We start from the raw sequence: 14,248 nt of genomic DNA on the forward strand, positions 1-14,248 counted from the left end.
TCACTCATCGCAATGCCTGTTCGAACGCGTGCAGATTATAGCGCATCAGCGCGAGATAGCTGTCCCGTCCCGCCACCGCGGGGCCACCGAGCGGATCGACCGTTACCACGCTCGCCCCGATCTCCTCCGCCAGCACATCGGCCATGCGCCGGCTCAGTTGCGGCTCGGTCAGGACGACCCGCGCGTGCTGCGCGCGGGCGCGCCGGACGATTGCCGCGATGGTCTGTGCCGACGGCTCTTTGCCGGGAGAGTCCTCGACCACCGCGATCTCGTCGAGTCCGTAGCGGCGCGCGAAATAACGCCACGCTGGATGGACGGCGACGAATCCGCGCTGCGTCAACGATAGCAAGCCCACACTGATGTCGCGATCGAGTTGCGTGAGTTGCGCCGCAAACGCGGCGCCGCCGCGCTCGAAGTCGCCCTGCCCCGCGGCATCGACTTCGCTCAGCGCACGCACCAGTCGCGGGACAATTTCGTCGCGCACCAAAATCGGATCGAGCCACACATGCGGGTCGCCGTGTTTCGAATCGGCGGGGCCGAGCAAGGCCACGCCATCAACGGCGGTGAACACGCACGGCGGAGTCGAGCGCGCTCTGAGCAGACCATCCGTCCATTCGTCGAGCCCAGCACCGACACGCACCACCAGCGCCGCCTCACCGATGAGACGCAACTGTTCGGGTGTCGGCTCAAAAGTGTGCGGGTTCGCGCCAGCCGGCAACAGCGTGTGAACCGCGACGCGATCGCCGCCGATCTGCCGCAGGATATCGGCGAGCGGAAAGACCGTCGCCACGACCGTGGTCGCAGCCCAGCCCGAACTCGCGACGCCGAGCAGCAGCCCCGCCGACCACCGCGAAGCGAACGATAACCATCGGCAGCGGTTCTCTTCCGCTTCTCTTGTGCAGCCAACCATCGCAGAACGCGCGCAGAACGCGCAAGCGCCCTCGCATACTGGGCCGTCCCCGCCAAGTCAACGCAACTGTGCGGAGCGGTAGTGTCCTCATTTGAAAATCCCACGACTAGCTCCGCCCGCTCTGCTTGCGGATTTCATTGACGACGACGATGCGGACGGCGTCCACTGCGCTGTTCACCGGAGGCACGCCAAGGACCGCCACATGGCGGCGTTCACCTGAATCGGCTTCATAGCTCCACGCATAGACGGTTTTCGCTTTCGCGTGCCCCGTCACGGCGAACACTTCCACAATGCCTTGCCACACCGGCTCGCCGTTGATCGTTTCGTTCACGGGCACGGACTCGACGTGCTCGCTATCGAGTCCGTGCAGATCGCGGATCACCTTCTGTAAGCGCCGAATCTTGGTCATATGGCCATTTCTACCAGATCGCGCACCGTCATCGGACTCGTCACCACGCCGGCTTCCATCGCTGGCGTGCAACGCAAGCTGCGATGGAAACGCACGAAGTTGTAGAAGCAGAAGTAGAGGTCCATCGATGCTTGGAGGTTTTCTAGCTTCTTGCTGAACCCGTTGGTCAGTCGGGTCAGGCGTCGGCAGTGCATCCGAATGCTGAGGTTGCTCCGCTCGACATAGGAAGTCGAAACCAAGTCCATGTTGGGATAGCCGATGAGATCGTTCTTCTCGCTGCTCACGACGCGCGCAGGGCTGTAGCGGCCTCGGCCGGCCGGCGTCTCTGCAAATTCCTTTATTATCGTCGCATAGTCCACGTCTCGACCAAACGCCTCTCCGATGGCGTGCAGGTACGGCGCGAAGCCATCGCTGGAAATCTGCACGCGGCCTTGGAGTCGGCTCGCCAGGTCGTTGATGAATTGCATGGTGGTGTAGACCGTGCGTTTGCCGGTTCTGTAGGACGGAATCAACTTGGTTTCCGCGTCAAGCGCAACGAAGGTGTACTGGTCACCTACGCGCGACCAGTCGTCGGATTCGTCGACGTTCCTGTTTTTCTTGGCGACATAGGCCCATATCTCGTCGACTTCGATGCGATGGCAATTGAGATTGCGCAGCATCTCGTCGCTATAGGCCGCGCACCCGCGCGCCACGCGGTTCATCACCCGTAGCACCGTGTCCCGATGCACGCCGGTCATGCGTTCGGTGCTCCGCACGCTGTTGCCTTCCAGCAGTGCCGTGATCACCGCAACCTGCTTGTCTGCCTTGAGTACGTTTGCCATGGGGACTAATGTAGCCCCTTTAGCGTCCCCTGTCAATGGGGGTTGCAAGGATTCTACAATGGTGCTACATTTGGCGCATGAAACGACGGAAGCCAAAGGCGCAACGAAAAGAACAGTCCATCCGGGTCCGCGTAACCGAAGACCAAAAGCGGATGCTTGCAGAGCGCGCAGAGCGCGACGGGCTAGAGGTGTCAGCCTGGTTGCGATCGGTCGGGCTTCGGGAGGCAACTCCCGCCGAAGACTAGTGGGCGCATTCAGCGGCCCGCACCGACGATGCCAAACGGGACGATGAGCCGGATACGCCGTCACGACAACTCCCTTAGCCTTTTGCGCAGGAAGTAGATGCGAAGCCTAATCAAGATATACAGGGCAACGGCGGATAGGGTTACTGGTCGAAATTTAGATAAGGCTGCGGCGCGAAAGCAGCTTCGGATTCTCGAAGAGATCGAATTTGTTTGCATCGGAGCCGTAGCGTTCGGACTCTTTCTTGAAATGCCATCGCTTTGCAGCGCAGCCAGTCTTGTTGCGTTTGGAGTGCTCGGAGAGTTCGTGATCCACAGGTTCCATGTGCGAGCATCCAAGCGAGAGCAGAACCTCTCCGACAAGGAGTCCAATGAACAGCTTGCGGCAATTGCAGAAGTCAACCTGAAGGCTGAGACGGAACGATTAAAGCGTGTCGAGATTGAAGAGCGACGCGCGCCTAGGCGATTGTCCATGGAGCAGTTCAATATCATTGAGTCGCGGCTGAGAGCATTCGCGCCTGTTGAAATCGGAGTTATCCCCACAGCGAAAGGTGATGCGGAGCCGCTTGAATTTGCGGCCGACCTTTGCGTGCTATTCAGGAAAATCGGCTGGCTTCCAGCATTCGCAACGCGCATAGACCATACGATCAGGCTTGGACTGTGGGTGGAACTCTCTCCAAATGCAGACAGGCTCGCCCAACGCGCCGCGCCGGAATTGGTTGTCGCTCTCCGTATCGCTGGAATAGCAGTCGACCAAGACGTTTCACGACCGGCTGGCGGCGAATTTGGCGGGACCGGAGAAGAAAAAGAACGAGCCTGCGGCGCAGGTATCATTCTCAATGTTGGGCTACATCCAGTAACCGCAAGGGGATACTGACAACCAAACAGTAGGACCGCGAGCACCACGGTCCCAAATAAGGACACTACCTGCGGAGCCGTGGCAACTCGGATCGGAACTCGACGCGGAGACGCAGCGGCGCAGGGCCGCAGGGAGGCCAGTCGAGATCGCCCTGCACCTCCGCTTCCCGGCACCCCTGCGTTGCCTTCCCGATCCGGGTCTTCGGCGGTTTCTGACCTGCTGCGCCGCATCGGTTTCGCGGCCTGGTTTGGACAGGCCTCTGTGCCTGTCCGGCGGGCACGGAGGCCCGCCACTCCCATCTTTGCCCTCGCGCAATCTTCACCCTTGCGCCCTTTCACCAGATCATTGCGAGGAGTCGTAACAACCCGTTCACGACCATGCCCAAGCTGCCATACTTTAGAATTACCTTGTGAAACCGTTCGGCTACCTTCACGCCTCTGGAGCGCTGCATTTCCACCGCAGCCTGAGCAAGCTTTTCGTGGCACAAGAAGAGATAGACACCAAAGACGATACCGAAGACATGAGTAAACACCTGGAGCAAACGCATCGTCAGAGTTTCCTCAGCGGTATGGGAATGGCCCTACCAGTTGAACGGGCTCACGACGTAGTATCCCGTCAACGAAGCGCCATGGACGCTGTCGGCGGACAGAGTGCCCGCACCGGAACTGCTCACTAGCGCCACCGTAGACCCAGTTCTGACTGATCGAGGCCGGCATCGCTCTGCCGCACCATGCGGGGCCGAAGCGATCGTACTGCGTCCTCGAGCACCGAAGAGAGGTGTCGCTTTGTCAGCCGCTCCTTACCATCCTAGAATCCGAACGGCGGTCCCGTGTCCAACGATCTAACAATCTCCCAAACGCCATAGGCAATAGACACCAGAAGTATGGGCGTCATCACGAAGTCGTGAGGCTTGATGCCGTTGGATCGCATGGCGTCAACCGCCATCACCGTCCCCAGCAGTCCTATGAAGACGAGGTACCATCCCCTTCCCAGGCTCTGCTGTCGCAGGGACGCGAATTGTTCTTCGGCTGATTGAATCTTCTCAGAATAGCTAAACTTTTTGATCTCTCTCTGACCTTCAACGACGCCAGCCACAGTGATTGCCAAATTGGGGGACCCCTCATACGTGACTTGTATTACGCCTCCGTCGTCCTGTTCTAGGATGTCCCAGAGGATGCGACCCGCTCGGTTGGATACTGATCCGTGTGCAGCGCCAGGCGCGTTACATCTCGGCTTCGCTTCCTGACGCTCGCTTCGAGGATGGCCGAGTCGCCCTCGATTTGCACAACAATCGGAGCCAGAACATTCGTGCTCCTGATGGGTCTCTTACCTCGATTCCAAATGGCAATTTGCGCCGTCGTTACGTCGGTTTCGATTGTCTTTCCGTTGCGGCTTGTGATCAAGCTTGATGCCTGGCCCTTTCGCACGACGATCGCCTTAACTGGACTCACGAAGTACGCCAATTCTGGATACTCTCGCGCCTGCAGATAGAAATATGCGGCCAAAGGCACACTGATCAGCGTCGCCGTGGTCTGGGCGTGCCGCGATAGCTTGCTCAGCATGCCACCGGTAGGTTTGCTGGTTTGCGACAACGACGCGGGCTTTAGTCCGTGAACCATCCAAAAGCAAATGAACCCAATTTCGGGGGTAGCCGGAAGCAACCGGCCCTTGGCGCCCCCTGCAGTCGGAGACTGCTTGCACAAGAGATGGCCCCTCGATACGAAGCCTTCGACTTCTACTCGGTCACAGTTACTCGCGGGAGCGGATATTCTTTCGCGATCCCCTGAGTATCCGTTTGCCCAAGTAGATTGCGCAGCGATCATATCGAGGGCCTTCGTGTGCGAGACCCCTCCGGCCTCTCCGCAACCCACACGTCAATGCGCGGGCGACGCATGCGTCGCCCCTACACGGAGTTGGAAGCCACCTGATTGCGGATTGCGGATTGGCGATTGAAGGATTGTTGATTTTCATCCCCCATTCCCCATTCCGCATCCCGCACAATTCCAAATCCGCAATCCGAAATCCGCATTCCGCAATTCCGCAGTCCGCCTTGCCGCTCTGGCGGCCCTTGGGTATAGGTCGCCGATGCGTCGTCTCTCACCTCGACATCTACTTCTCGCGCTCCTCTTGTGCGCGATCACGGCGTGTTCGCAATCCGACCCGCCGGCCAGCACGGCGCAGCTGGCTGCCTTCAAAGTCGCGCTGCTCAGCCCCGGCCCGGTGAGCGATGCGGGATGGAATGCGCTCGCGTATGAAGGGCTGTTGCTGATTCGCGACCAACTCGGCGCCGAGATCAGTCAAATTCAAACCAAGACGCCGGCGGAGTTCGAGGAAGGCTTCCGAAGCTACGCCAAGCGCGGCTTCAATCTCGTCATCGGCCACGGTTTCGAGTTTCAGGACGCGGCGGCGGCGGTGAGCCCGGATTTTCCAGACACCGTGTTCATCACGACCTCGGGGAATACGGTGCGCAAGAATGTTGCGCCGCTGCGCTTCTTGCTCGAAGAGGCGACCTATCTCCAAGGCATGCTCGCCGGGCTGATGTCGCAGACCGGCAAGGCCGGCGCGGTCGGCGGGATGGAGCTGCCGTCGGTGAAGACCACCATCCTCGCCTTCGAAGCCGGCGCGAAGTCGGTGCGCCCCGACTTTGTGGTGTCGACCTCGTACATCGGCAACTGGGAGGATGTCGGCGCGGCAAAGGAAGCGGCGCTCGCGTTAGTCCAGCAGGGCGCCGACTTTGTCTTCCACAATGCCGACGCCGCCGGCCTCGGCGTGTTTCAAGCCGCGCAAGAACGCCACGTCTACGCATTCGGAAGCAACAAGAACCAGAACGATGTCGCACCCGATGTCGTCATCGCCAGCGCGATCGCCGACATTCCGCGCGGCTTTCTGCAGGTGGCCAAGGAAGTGAAGGCGAAGACCTTCGTCGGCAAGATCGAACGCCTCGGCATGAAGGACGGCGTGGTGACGTTCGAGATCAACCCGAAGCTCGCCGACAAGATTCCGCCCGCGGCGAAGGAACGCGTCGAACAAGCCCGCGCCGCCATTCTCGCCGGCACGCTGCACGTACCGACGGCAGAATTCTGAGCGGCGCAACATTGCTGCACAGGCACAGAGGCCGACCCTGAGCGCGCACGACACCTCGCTGCTCCGCACAACCGGCATCAGCAAGCGCTTCGGCGGCGTGCAGGCGCTGGCCGATATCACTTTGGCATTTCCCGCCGGTGAGATTCACGCGGTCCTCGGCGAGAACGGCGCCGGCAAGTCAACGCTGATGCACGTGCTGGCGGGCCGCTATCAGCCCGATCGCGGCTCGATTCGCATCGACAACAAAGCCGTGCGCTTCAGCTCGCCGTTGGTCGCGAAACGCGCCGGGATCGGCATGGTCCACCAACACTTCACGTTGGTAGAGCCGCTCACGGTCGCTGAGAACCTCGTGTTGTGCCTGCCTGATCGGCCACGCTTCTGGCTCTCGGCAGGTGATGCCGCGCGGCACGCGCGCCACTTGGCGCAACGAGTTGGACTCGACATCGGCGACCCCACGGCCATCGCCGGCACATTGCCCGTCGGCTTGCGGCAACGGATCGAGATCGTCAAGGCGCTCGCCAGCGACGCGCGCGTCCTGATCCTCGACGAACCGACCGCCGTGCTCACCCGCGAGGAGACGCTGCAACTGTTCGTCATGCTGCGACAGCTCCGCGCAAGCGGTCGCTTGATCTTGTTCATCACGCACAAGTTGCGCGAGGTCAGCGAACTCGCCGACCGCGTCACCGTGATGCGCCGCGGGCGGGTGATCAATACTCGCACGTTGGCCGAAACGAGTGAGGCGGAAATGGCCGAAGCGATGATCGGTGCGCCGGCCCCGCAGCGGCGGCCACGTCGGCCGATTGCGAGCGACGCGCCAGTACAGCTCGCACTTGACGCGCTCGCGACCGCGCCCGACGGCGCGTGCGCGCTGCGCGGACTCACGCTGTCCGTACGCGCGGGCGAGATCTTCGGCATCGCCGGTGTCGCCGGCAACGGACAGCAGGAACTGTTTGAAGCGCTCGCCGGACTCCGTCCCTCGCGCAGCGGCTGCGTGCGCGTGGGTGAGCGGACAGTGGACCTCGCCTCACCGGCCGCGGCGACCGACGCCGGCATCGGCCTCATTCCCCCCGATCGCCAGCGTGACGGCCTCGTGCTGGCGATGAGCATCGCGGAGAATGCGGTGCTCAATCGCCGAGTGTTGGAATCATTGCGCAATGGAGTTCTTCTCGTACCCGCGGCCGTCGCGCGTTTCGCAGCCGAGTTGGTCGAGCGCTACGACGTGCGCACCGATACTCTTGACACACCGGCCTCAGCATTGTCCGGCGGCAATCAGCAACGCCTGATCGTCGGCCGCCAACTGGCGCCACAGCCGGAGGTGCTGGTGGCGGTGGATCCGACGCGCGGCCTCGACATCGCCGCGGCGCAAAGCGTGTACGACGCGCTCGACGCGGTAGCGGCCAGTGGCCGCGCGGTGTTGCTGATTACCAGCGATCTCGACGAAGTGCTGGATCTCAGTCACCGCTTCGCGGTGCTGTACGAAGGACGACTGAGCGCTCCACTCGCGCCGCCTGTCGCGCCCGATGTGCTCGGCCGCCTGATGGCGGGAGCCTCGCAATGAGAGCGCTGGCGTCGCGCGTGCTGCCGTCACTCGCGGCATTGGCCGCGGCACTGCTGGTTAGCGCCGTGGTGGTTGCGGCCACCGGCGGCAGCCCGGTACGCGTGTTCGCCGCGTTGCTCGACGGCGCGTTTGGCAGTGCCGACAGTTGGTCGGAGACGTTGGTGAAGACCTGCCCGCTGCTACTCTGTGGGCTCGGAGTCGCGCTCGCGTTTCAGACCGGCATCTGGAACATCGGCGCGGAAGGTCAATTGCTGATGGGCGCGTTGGCGACAGCATGGCTAGGCAGCCGGCTCGATTTGCCCGCGCCGGTGGCGTTGCCGTTGATCCTAATCGGCGCCTCGGCGGCGGGTGCGGCGTGGTCCGCGATCGCCGGCGGACTCAAAGTCCGCCGCGAGGTGAACGAAGTTATTTCGACGATCATGCTGAACTTCATCGCGCTCGGTCTGATCGGCTACCTCGTGCAAGGACCGCTGATGGAAACCGGCGGGCGCTATCCGCAAACCGATGCGCTGCTGCCGGCGCTGCGGCTGCCGCGGCTGCTGCCGACGTTGCGCGTGCACGCGGGACTGGTGTTGGCGCTGCTCGCGGTAGGCGGGCTCCACGTCGTGCTCTACCGAACGGTGGCGGGCTACGAGATGCGCGCCGCCGGGCTCAACGCCGTCGCCGCGCGGCTCGCCGGGATCAACGTGGCGCGTCGCATGGTGGGCGCGATGATCGTGAGTGGCGCGCTGGCGGGGCTCGCCGGCGGAATCGAAGTGAGCGCGATTACGTTTCGCCTGTACGAGCGCTTCTCCCCCGGTTACGGCTTCACGGCGATCGCCGTCGCGCTGCTGGGTCGCCTGACACCGGTAGGGATTCTGATCGCGGCGCTGCTATTCGGGGCGCTGGAAGCGGGATCGAATGCGATGCAACGCGACGCCGGTGTGTCGTCGGTGCTGGTATCGATCATTCAGGCAACGGTGATTCTGTTTCTCGTCGCCGCCGAGCACGGGCGTTGGCTACCGAGCCGCGCGATCGTGAGCGCGGAGTAGATCGCACGATGGACCTTGCGGGCGCACTGCTCAACTCCGCGGTCACCATGGCCGTGCCGCTGCTGCTGGCGGCGCTCGGAGAACTAGTGGTCGAGCGGGCCGGCATCATCAACGTCGGGTTGGAGGGAATGATCCTCACCGGCGCGTTCGCCGCGATGGTCACCGTGTCCTTCAGCGGTTCGCCGCTTGTCGGTGTCGTGGCCGCGGTCGTGAGCGGCGCCGCTCTCGGCGCGCTGTTCGGCTTCGCCGTGGTGCGACACAACGCGAGCCAAGTCGTGGCCGGCGTGGCGCTCAATCTGCTCGCCGTCGGCATCACCGGCGTCGCCTATCGCGCCGTGTTCGGCGTGACCGGCGCGGCACTCACCATCGACGGCATGGCTCCGGTCGTCGTCCCGGGCCTGTCGCAACTGCCGGTGATCGGTCGAGCGCTGTTTGCGCAAACCGCGCTCGGCTATCTTGCCTTCGCACTCGTGCCCGCGTGTGCGTTGGTGCTGTCGGGTTCCGTACCCGGACTCGTCCTGCGAATGGTCGGTGAGAATCCGCACGCCGCGGCCGCCCAAGGGGTGTCGGTCACGCGCGTGCGCATGCTCGCGGTGCTGGCGTGCGGCGCGCTGGCGGGCCTGTCGGGCGGATACCTCGCGGTGGTGTACGCGCGCACGTTCATCGAAGGGATGTCCGCGGGTCGGGGCTTCATCGCGTTAGCGATCGTGATCTTCGGGCGCTGGTCGCCGTGGGGCATTCTTGCCGCCGCGTTGCTGTTCGGCTTGGCGACGGCGTTGCAGTTCCACTTTCAAGCGCTCGCGTTGCCCATTCCCTATCAATTCTTTCTCATGCTGCCGTACGTCGCAACGTTGCTCGCGCTGGCAATCTCGGCCGGACACACCCGCGCGCCAGCCGCGCTCGGGCAACCGTACTTGCATGAGTGACGAGAGTCGGCTGGTCGCGTTACCAAAACGTCCGCTTCGCCAAGAACCACACCAACGCGCCAGCGCCGGCATAGACGAGCACGCCTTCGACGACATTGCAGCCACCGACGAAGAGCGCCAAACCGACAACCAAGATCGTGCTAATGACCGCAACCACTTGATCGATGCGCGTCTCGCGTTCGCGCTCCTCGGCGACATGCTCCCGCACGTCGGCACCACAGTGCGGGCAGTGCCCCCCGGGCTTGCGGACCAGACGTTCGCCGCACGCGGGGCAATCGATGTGCTGCGTCAGAGGCATTGGAATTTTCTAGCACGATCGCGCACACGCGCTCATCCCGTGATGGCGCGCGGCACGCGGGGCTCTTACCAGCTAGAGCGAGATGGGAAAAGGCACGGGGGGAAGCCCGCGAGACGGAGGAGGGGGGGAACCGTCTCGCGGGCCAGGGTCACGGGGTACGCTAGTTCGTGGTCGCCCTACGCCACACGGGCGCGATCGGACTCTGAGGTGGCGTACGATTGCAGATGAACTATCTTGCCCCGCGATCGCTCAGCGAGCTGCTGCTCTTTCCATGTGAGCAAGCCGCGCCGCAGGTATTCCGGATTGAGATCCAGCAACTCGCAAATGTTCTCGAAGGAGAACGGCCACTCGCGATCTTCCGCGACGATCCAGCTCTCGGCATCTTCGAACAGTTGCCGTGCCTTGTGCTCACGTGCGAACAGGTGCTTGCGGTAGCAATCCACCGCGTCTTCCAAGATGGCGACGACCAGGCGCTTCTCCGGCTCCTGGATCTGCTTGCGACGCAAGGTGGCAAAATATTGCGACGGCAGCAGCACGTCCGGTTGGAACAGCCGCGAATCACGTTCGCCTACGATAGTCTCTCGCATGATCGCTCCTTCGGCCGTTAGACGACGGCCTCCTGGTTCATATTCAAGCTGCTTGCTGGAGTTAGATCCGCCAAAGTCGTGTCGGAAAAGAACTCGAGCATCCGCCGCTGCCCCTCCTGCCACACCCGTTGCATATTACAGCTTGCCAGCACCGAGCAGTCACGTTTCTCGCTCACACAAACGTTCAACGAAATCGGTCCCTCCACGGCTTCAATGACGTCGCGGAACGAGATTTGTTCAGCGGGCCGGGCCAGCGTGTAGCCTCCATGGGCGCCGCGGTACGAGTGCACCAAGTCGTGGCGAATCAGGTCTTTGATGATCTTTTCGAGAAATTTCTGCGGTACACGCCGGCGCGTGGCGATCTCCTTCACCGAGGCCGGCTCCCCGGCGCGCCGCGTCGACAGATAGATCACCGCCCGCAGCGCGTAATCGACCTTGCGACTGACCTGCATCATGGACACGTGACTACCCTCCGTAGACTGGCCCGCCTAGCCATTGGCCTCTCCGTACTCTTCGAGCCACGCCATCTGGATGGCCTCCAGCTTCGCTTCGTTTGACGCCTTCGGGTCATCCTCGAAGGCATCGAGTTCGGTAACCCAGCGATGGAGGTCGGTGAAGCGGACCCCGATCGGGTTGACGTCGCCGTGGCGTTCCAGCAGCGCGATGGCGATGTCTTCACTATCGGTCCATTTCAGACCCATCACGCGACCTCCTCAACCCGCTTGTGTTCGAGCGCTTCCTTGATCGAAGCGTCCATCAAGCGCTCTGCCAGCGGGGTTGTCACTTGGTTGAGTTCCTCGGTCACATCGCGGATGTAGTTGTAATCCGTACCCTGCAGCGCGGTCTCGAGCTTGACGATCGCGGCGTCGATTGCCGGGCGTTCCGCACTCAAGGCGTGGGGGATCTGCTTGCGCGAGGCGCGCACGAGGGCTGCGCCGTCGTTGCGGGCCTCGATGAGCAAACGAGCGATGACGTCTGTCTCGGCGTAGTCGATCGATTCCTCCAACATCCGTTCGATGGCCTCGTCGGTCAGGCCGTACGACGGTTTCACGTCGATCGATTGCTCGCGCCCGGTCCGTTCGTCGCGGGCGGTGACGTTGAGAATGCCGTTGGCGTCGATCATGAACGTGACTTCGAGCCGCGGCACACCGGCCGGGAGTGGCTCGATGTTGTGCAACTTGAACCGCGCGAGGCTGCGGTTGTCGCGAACCAGTTCGCGCTCACCTTGCAGCACATGGAAATCGACCGCGGTCTGATTGTCGACGTAGGTGGTGAACTGTTGTCGGGCGATGACCGGGATCGTGGTGTTGCGCTCGATGATGCGCTCCATCACTCCGCCCATCGTCTCGATGCCGAGCGACAGCGGCACCACGTCGAGCAGCAGCATGTCGCTGCGACGACCTGACAACACGCCGGCTTGCACCGCGGCCCCCAGCGCGACGACTTCGTCTGGATTCAGTTCCGTGTGAGGACGGCGCCCGAAGAACTCTTCGACCTTGCGGCGCACCAACGGAATTCGCGTGGACCCGCCGACAAGCACCACCTCGTCGATCGCATCCCGACTGAGTCCGGCATCCTTCAAGGCTTGTTGGCAAGGCACGATAGTGCGTTCGACAATATCGGCAACCAGCGCCTCGAATTCACCGCGGGTGAGCCGGCGGGACACGTCGAGTCGCAGTGCCGGCAACGACAACCGAAGCGTGGTCTCCATCGCTTCGGTCAACGCGATCTTGGCAAACTCAGTCGCGCGCGTCGCGCTGCTCACGACCTCGGGATGGTCGCGCAGATTGGGCGCCACCAGCTCGAGCAGCAGCGAGGCGAGGCGGCGGTCCAAGTCGTCGCCACCGAGTCGCGTGTCGCCGTTGGTGGCCAACACCTGAAAGATCCCTTCGTGCAATTTGAGAATCGAAATGTCGAACGTACCGCCACCGAAATCGTAGACGGCGATGGTCCCCTGATGGCGTTGATCAAGTCCGTACGCCAACGACGCGGCGGTCGGCTCGTTCACCAACCGCAGCACCTCGAGTCCGGCCAAGCGCCCGGCGTCTTTGGTCGCCTGCCGTTGACTGTCGTTGAAGTACGCCGGAACGGTAATCACGACGCGCGTGACCGATTCACCGAGCGCTGCTTCGGCGCGCCGCTTGAGCTCGGTCAGAATGAACGCGGAGATCTCCGGTGGCGTGTATCTGCGATCATGAATCTGAAAGCGAACAATATCCGCGCCATCGGCTTCAGCGAAAGTGTAGTAGCCGCGATCTTCGTCAGTGACGTGGTTGAGACCGAGCCCCATGAACCGCTTAACCGACGCGATCGTGAGGCGCGGGACGCGTGCGGCCAGCTCGCGCGCCGCCGTGCCGACCACGACCTCGCCGGGCTCGGGAAATGCCACCACCGACGGAACGAGCGCGGACCCGGTCAGCGAATCGCGGATGACGTGCGGCCTATCACCATCGAGATACGCGATCAGACTGTTCGTAGTGCCGAGGTCGATCCCGAAAATCCGGTCCATCACCCTTCCAACTCTTTGTCCACGTCGCGCATCAGTGTGCGCAGATACTTCAGGGTGGACAGGATGGATTTGAGTTCTTGCGTCAGACTGGCCGCGCCCGCACCCGCCGCATCCCAACGAGCGAAGTTGTCGTCCAATTGAGCGCGCAACACCTCGGCGCGCTGCCCGAGATCGGTACGCCGCGCGCAGACTTCATCGCGGAGTGTCACGTTGTGCGCGTCCTCACGCAGCGCTTCGAGCTGTTCTTGCACCTCGAACACCAGCGCTGCGAGTTCGGCGGGCACGCGGTTGTTGTTGCTGCCCAGTGTTTCGCCCTGCAGGCTGAGCCAATAGAGTCCCCGCTCGATGGGATCGCGGAGCGTTCGGTAGGCGCGGTTCAACGATGCCGTATTGCCCAAGCTGGCGATGCGTGCCGGCGCGGGACCAGTTTGAAACTTGTCGGGATGCAGCCGGCGACTGAGGTCGAAGTAGCGGCGTTCGAGCGCGCCGCGATCAATGACGAGCCGGGGTTCGACCCCGAGGATCTGGAAGTAGTCCGTGTGCGCCGGCAGCGGTTGGATGGCGTCACACGACGGGCAGAACAGACTCGGGGCGTGGACTTTGCCACACTGCCAACAACGGGCCGGCTCCGCGCCCTCGCGCGCGGCTGGAGCGGAAGGATGCGAGGTCATCGATTCGTGCCCTATACTGTGAACGATGAGCCACAGCCGCAGGAGCGTTTGACGTTGGGGTTGTGCAAACTAAAGCCGGCGTTCATCAGCCCATCGGCGTAGTCGAGCTCGGTGCCGTTGAGGTAGAGGAAGCTCTTGCGGTCGACCAACACCTTCGCGCCGTCGCGTTCGAAAGTCTTGTCGCCGGGTCGTTCGGTGTCGACATCCATTTTGTACTGCAAGCCGGAGCAGCCGCCACCCACCACTTTGAGACGCAATCCGTGGTCGAGCTTCTGCTGCTGCGCCAACAGCGCCTGGATTTTCTTCACCGCATTCTCGCTCAACGCGATGGCCACGCTCGTCC

General features: G+C 62.6%; 17 protein-coding genes. 5 read left to right on the forward strand and 12 right to left on the reverse strand.

Features of this window, described 5'->3' with window-relative positions:
* Window positions 1-4: 4 nt before the first annotated feature.
* The 3 genes from HYR72_04805 to HYR72_04815 form a co-directional block, all read right to left on the reverse strand.
* Window positions 5-790, reverse strand: coding sequence for a zinc ABC transporter substrate-binding protein (locus HYR72_04805; GenBank protein ID MBI1814273.1), 786 nt, complete (start codon window positions 788-790; stop codon window positions 5-7).
* Window positions 791-1,016: 226 nt separating this feature from the next.
* Entirely contained in the window at window positions 1,017-1,319 is a 303-nt protein-coding gene (locus HYR72_04810; protein ID MBI1814274.1) for a hypothetical protein, read from the reverse strand.
* Window positions 1,316-2,140, reverse strand: coding sequence for a hypothetical protein (locus HYR72_04815; GenBank protein ID MBI1814275.1), 825 nt, complete (start codon window positions 2,138-2,140; stop codon window positions 1,316-1,318). Before HYR72_04815 ends, HYR72_04810 begins: the two co-directional genes overlap by 4 nt.
* A gap of 342 nt (window positions 2,141-2,482) precedes the next feature.
* On the opposite strand from HYR72_04815, the gene HYR72_04820 reads away from it, so the two are divergent.
* Window positions 2,483-3,259: a hypothetical protein gene (locus HYR72_04820; protein ID MBI1814276.1), complete on the forward strand. Its 777-nt coding sequence runs from the start codon at window positions 2,483-2,485 to the stop codon at window positions 3,257-3,259.
* A gap of 316 nt (window positions 3,260-3,575) precedes the next feature.
* On the opposite strand, the gene HYR72_04825 is transcribed toward HYR72_04820, so the two are convergent.
* Together HYR72_04825 and HYR72_04830 are read right to left on the reverse strand one after the other, a co-directional pair.
* Window positions 3,576-3,788, reverse strand: coding sequence for a hypothetical protein (locus HYR72_04825; protein ID MBI1814277.1), 213 nt, complete (start codon window positions 3,786-3,788; stop codon window positions 3,576-3,578).
* A gap of 260 nt (window positions 3,789-4,048) precedes the next feature.
* Window positions 4,049-4,348 carry a hypothetical protein gene (locus HYR72_04830; protein ID MBI1814278.1) on the reverse strand — a complete coding sequence of 100 codons (300 nt, stop codon included), beginning with the start codon at window positions 4,346-4,348 and terminating at the stop codon, window positions 4,049-4,051.
* A gap of 978 nt (window positions 4,349-5,326) precedes the next feature.
* Here HYR72_04830 and HYR72_04835 point away from each other — a divergent pair.
* The 4 genes from HYR72_04835 (at window position 5,327) to HYR72_04850 (ending at window position 9,840) form a co-directional block, all read left to right on the forward strand.
* Entirely contained in the window at window positions 5,327-6,325 is a 999-nt protein-coding gene (locus tag HYR72_04835; GenBank protein MBI1814279.1) for a BMP family protein, read from the forward strand.
* A 121-nt stretch (window positions 6,326-6,446) separates the two neighbouring features.
* The gene (locus HYR72_04840; protein ID MBI1814280.1) at window positions 6,447-7,883 is read left to right on the forward strand and encodes an ABC transporter ATP-binding protein; all 1,437 of its coding nucleotides are present in this window, start codon (window positions 6,447-6,449) and stop codon (window positions 7,881-7,883) included.
* Window positions 7,880-8,914: an ABC transporter permease gene (locus HYR72_04845; protein ID MBI1814281.1), complete on the forward strand. Its 1,035-nt coding sequence runs from the start codon at window positions 7,880-7,882 to the stop codon at window positions 8,912-8,914. The genes HYR72_04840 and HYR72_04845 overlap by 4 nt, the downstream gene beginning before the upstream one ends.
* An 8-nt stretch (window positions 8,915-8,922) precedes the next feature.
* On the forward strand, window positions 8,923-9,840 hold the full coding sequence (locus HYR72_04850; GenBank protein ID MBI1814282.1) for an ABC transporter permease: 918 nt from the start codon (window positions 8,923-8,925) through the stop codon (window positions 9,838-9,840).
* Window positions 9,841-9,859: 19 nt separating this feature from the next.
* Here the strand turns inward: HYR72_04850 and HYR72_04855 are convergent, their stop codons facing one another.
* The 7 genes from HYR72_04855 to HYR72_04885 form a co-directional block, all read right to left on the reverse strand.
* A complete protein-coding gene (locus HYR72_04855) occupies window positions 9,860-10,138 on the reverse strand; it encodes a hypothetical protein (protein ID MBI1814283.1) in 279 nt (92 codons plus the stop codon).
* 176 nt (window positions 10,139-10,314) lie between these two features.
* Entirely contained in the window at window positions 10,315-10,725 is a 411-nt protein-coding gene (locus HYR72_04860; GenBank protein MBI1814284.1) for a hypothetical protein, read from the reverse strand.
* Between the two features lie 17 nt (window positions 10,726-10,742).
* Complete coding sequence (locus HYR72_04865) at window positions 10,743-11,186, reverse strand: Rrf2 family transcriptional regulator (protein MBI1814285.1); 444 nt, start codon at window positions 11,184-11,186, stop codon at window positions 10,743-10,745.
* A 27-nt stretch (window positions 11,187-11,213) separates the two neighbouring features.
* Complete coding sequence (gene iscX, locus HYR72_04870) at window positions 11,214-11,420, reverse strand: Fe-S cluster assembly protein IscX (GenBank protein ID MBI1814286.1); 207 nt, start codon at window positions 11,418-11,420, stop codon at window positions 11,214-11,216.
* 5 nt (window positions 11,421-11,425) lie between these two features.
* A complete protein-coding gene (hscA, locus tag HYR72_04875; GenBank protein ID MBI1814287.1) occupies window positions 11,426-13,234 on the reverse strand; it encodes a Fe-S protein assembly chaperone HscA in 1,809 nt (602 codons plus the stop codon).
* The gene (hscB, locus tag HYR72_04880) at window positions 13,234-13,905 is read right to left on the reverse strand and encodes a Fe-S protein assembly co-chaperone HscB (protein ID MBI1814288.1); all 672 of its coding nucleotides are present in this window, start codon (window positions 13,903-13,905) and stop codon (window positions 13,234-13,236) included. The genes hscA and hscB overlap by 1 nt, the downstream gene beginning before the upstream one ends.
* Window positions 13,906-13,916: 11 nt before the next feature.
* Window positions 13,917-14,234, reverse strand: coding sequence for an iron-sulfur cluster assembly accessory protein (locus HYR72_04885; protein ID MBI1814289.1), 318 nt, complete (start codon window positions 14,232-14,234; stop codon window positions 13,917-13,919).
* Between the last annotated feature and the right edge of the window lie 14 nt (window positions 14,235-14,248).

This window comes from Deltaproteobacteria bacterium, from assembly GCA_016178705.1.
Classification (GTDB): Bacteria; Desulfobacterota; Binatia; order HRBIN30; family JACQVA1; genus JACOST01.

Coding starts and splice junctions, on each gene's coding strand:
- HYR72_04820 (MBI1814276.1), top strand. CDS start 2,483: ATGCGAAGCCTAATCAAGATATACAGGGCAACGGCGGATAGGGTTACT.
- HYR72_04860 (MBI1814284.1), bottom strand. CDS start 10,725: ATGCGAGAGACTATCGTAGGCGAACGTGATTCGCGGCTGTTCCAACCG.
- HYR72_04810 (MBI1814274.1), bottom strand. CDS start 1,319: ATGACCAAGATTCGGCGCTTACAGAAGGTGATCCGCGATCTGCACGGA.
- HYR72_04850 (MBI1814282.1), top strand. CDS start 8,923: ATGGACCTTGCGGGCGCACTGCTCAACTCCGCGGTCACCATGGCCGTG.
- HYR72_04855 (MBI1814283.1), bottom strand. CDS start 10,138: ATGCCTCTGACGCAGCACATCGATTGCCCCGCGTGCGGCGAACGTCTG.
- HYR72_04835 (MBI1814279.1), top strand. CDS start 5,327: ATGCGTCGTCTCTCACCTCGACATCTACTTCTCGCGCTCCTCTTGTGC.
- HYR72_04825 (MBI1814277.1), bottom strand. CDS start 3,788: ATGCGTTTGCTCCAGGTGTTTACTCATGTCTTCGGTATCGTCTTTGGT.
- hscB (MBI1814288.1), bottom strand. CDS start 13,905: ATGACCTCGCATCCTTCCGCTCCAGCCGCGCGCGAGGGCGCGGAGCCG.
- HYR72_04815 (MBI1814275.1), bottom strand. CDS start 2,140: ATGGCAAACGTACTCAAGGCAGACAAGCAGGTTGCGGTGATCACGGCA.
- HYR72_04845 (MBI1814281.1), top strand. CDS start 7,880: ATGAGAGCGCTGGCGTCGCGCGTGCTGCCGTCACTCGCGGCATTGGCC.
- hscA (MBI1814287.1), bottom strand. CDS start 13,234: ATGGACCGGATTTTCGGGATCGACCTCGGCACTACGAACAGTCTGATC.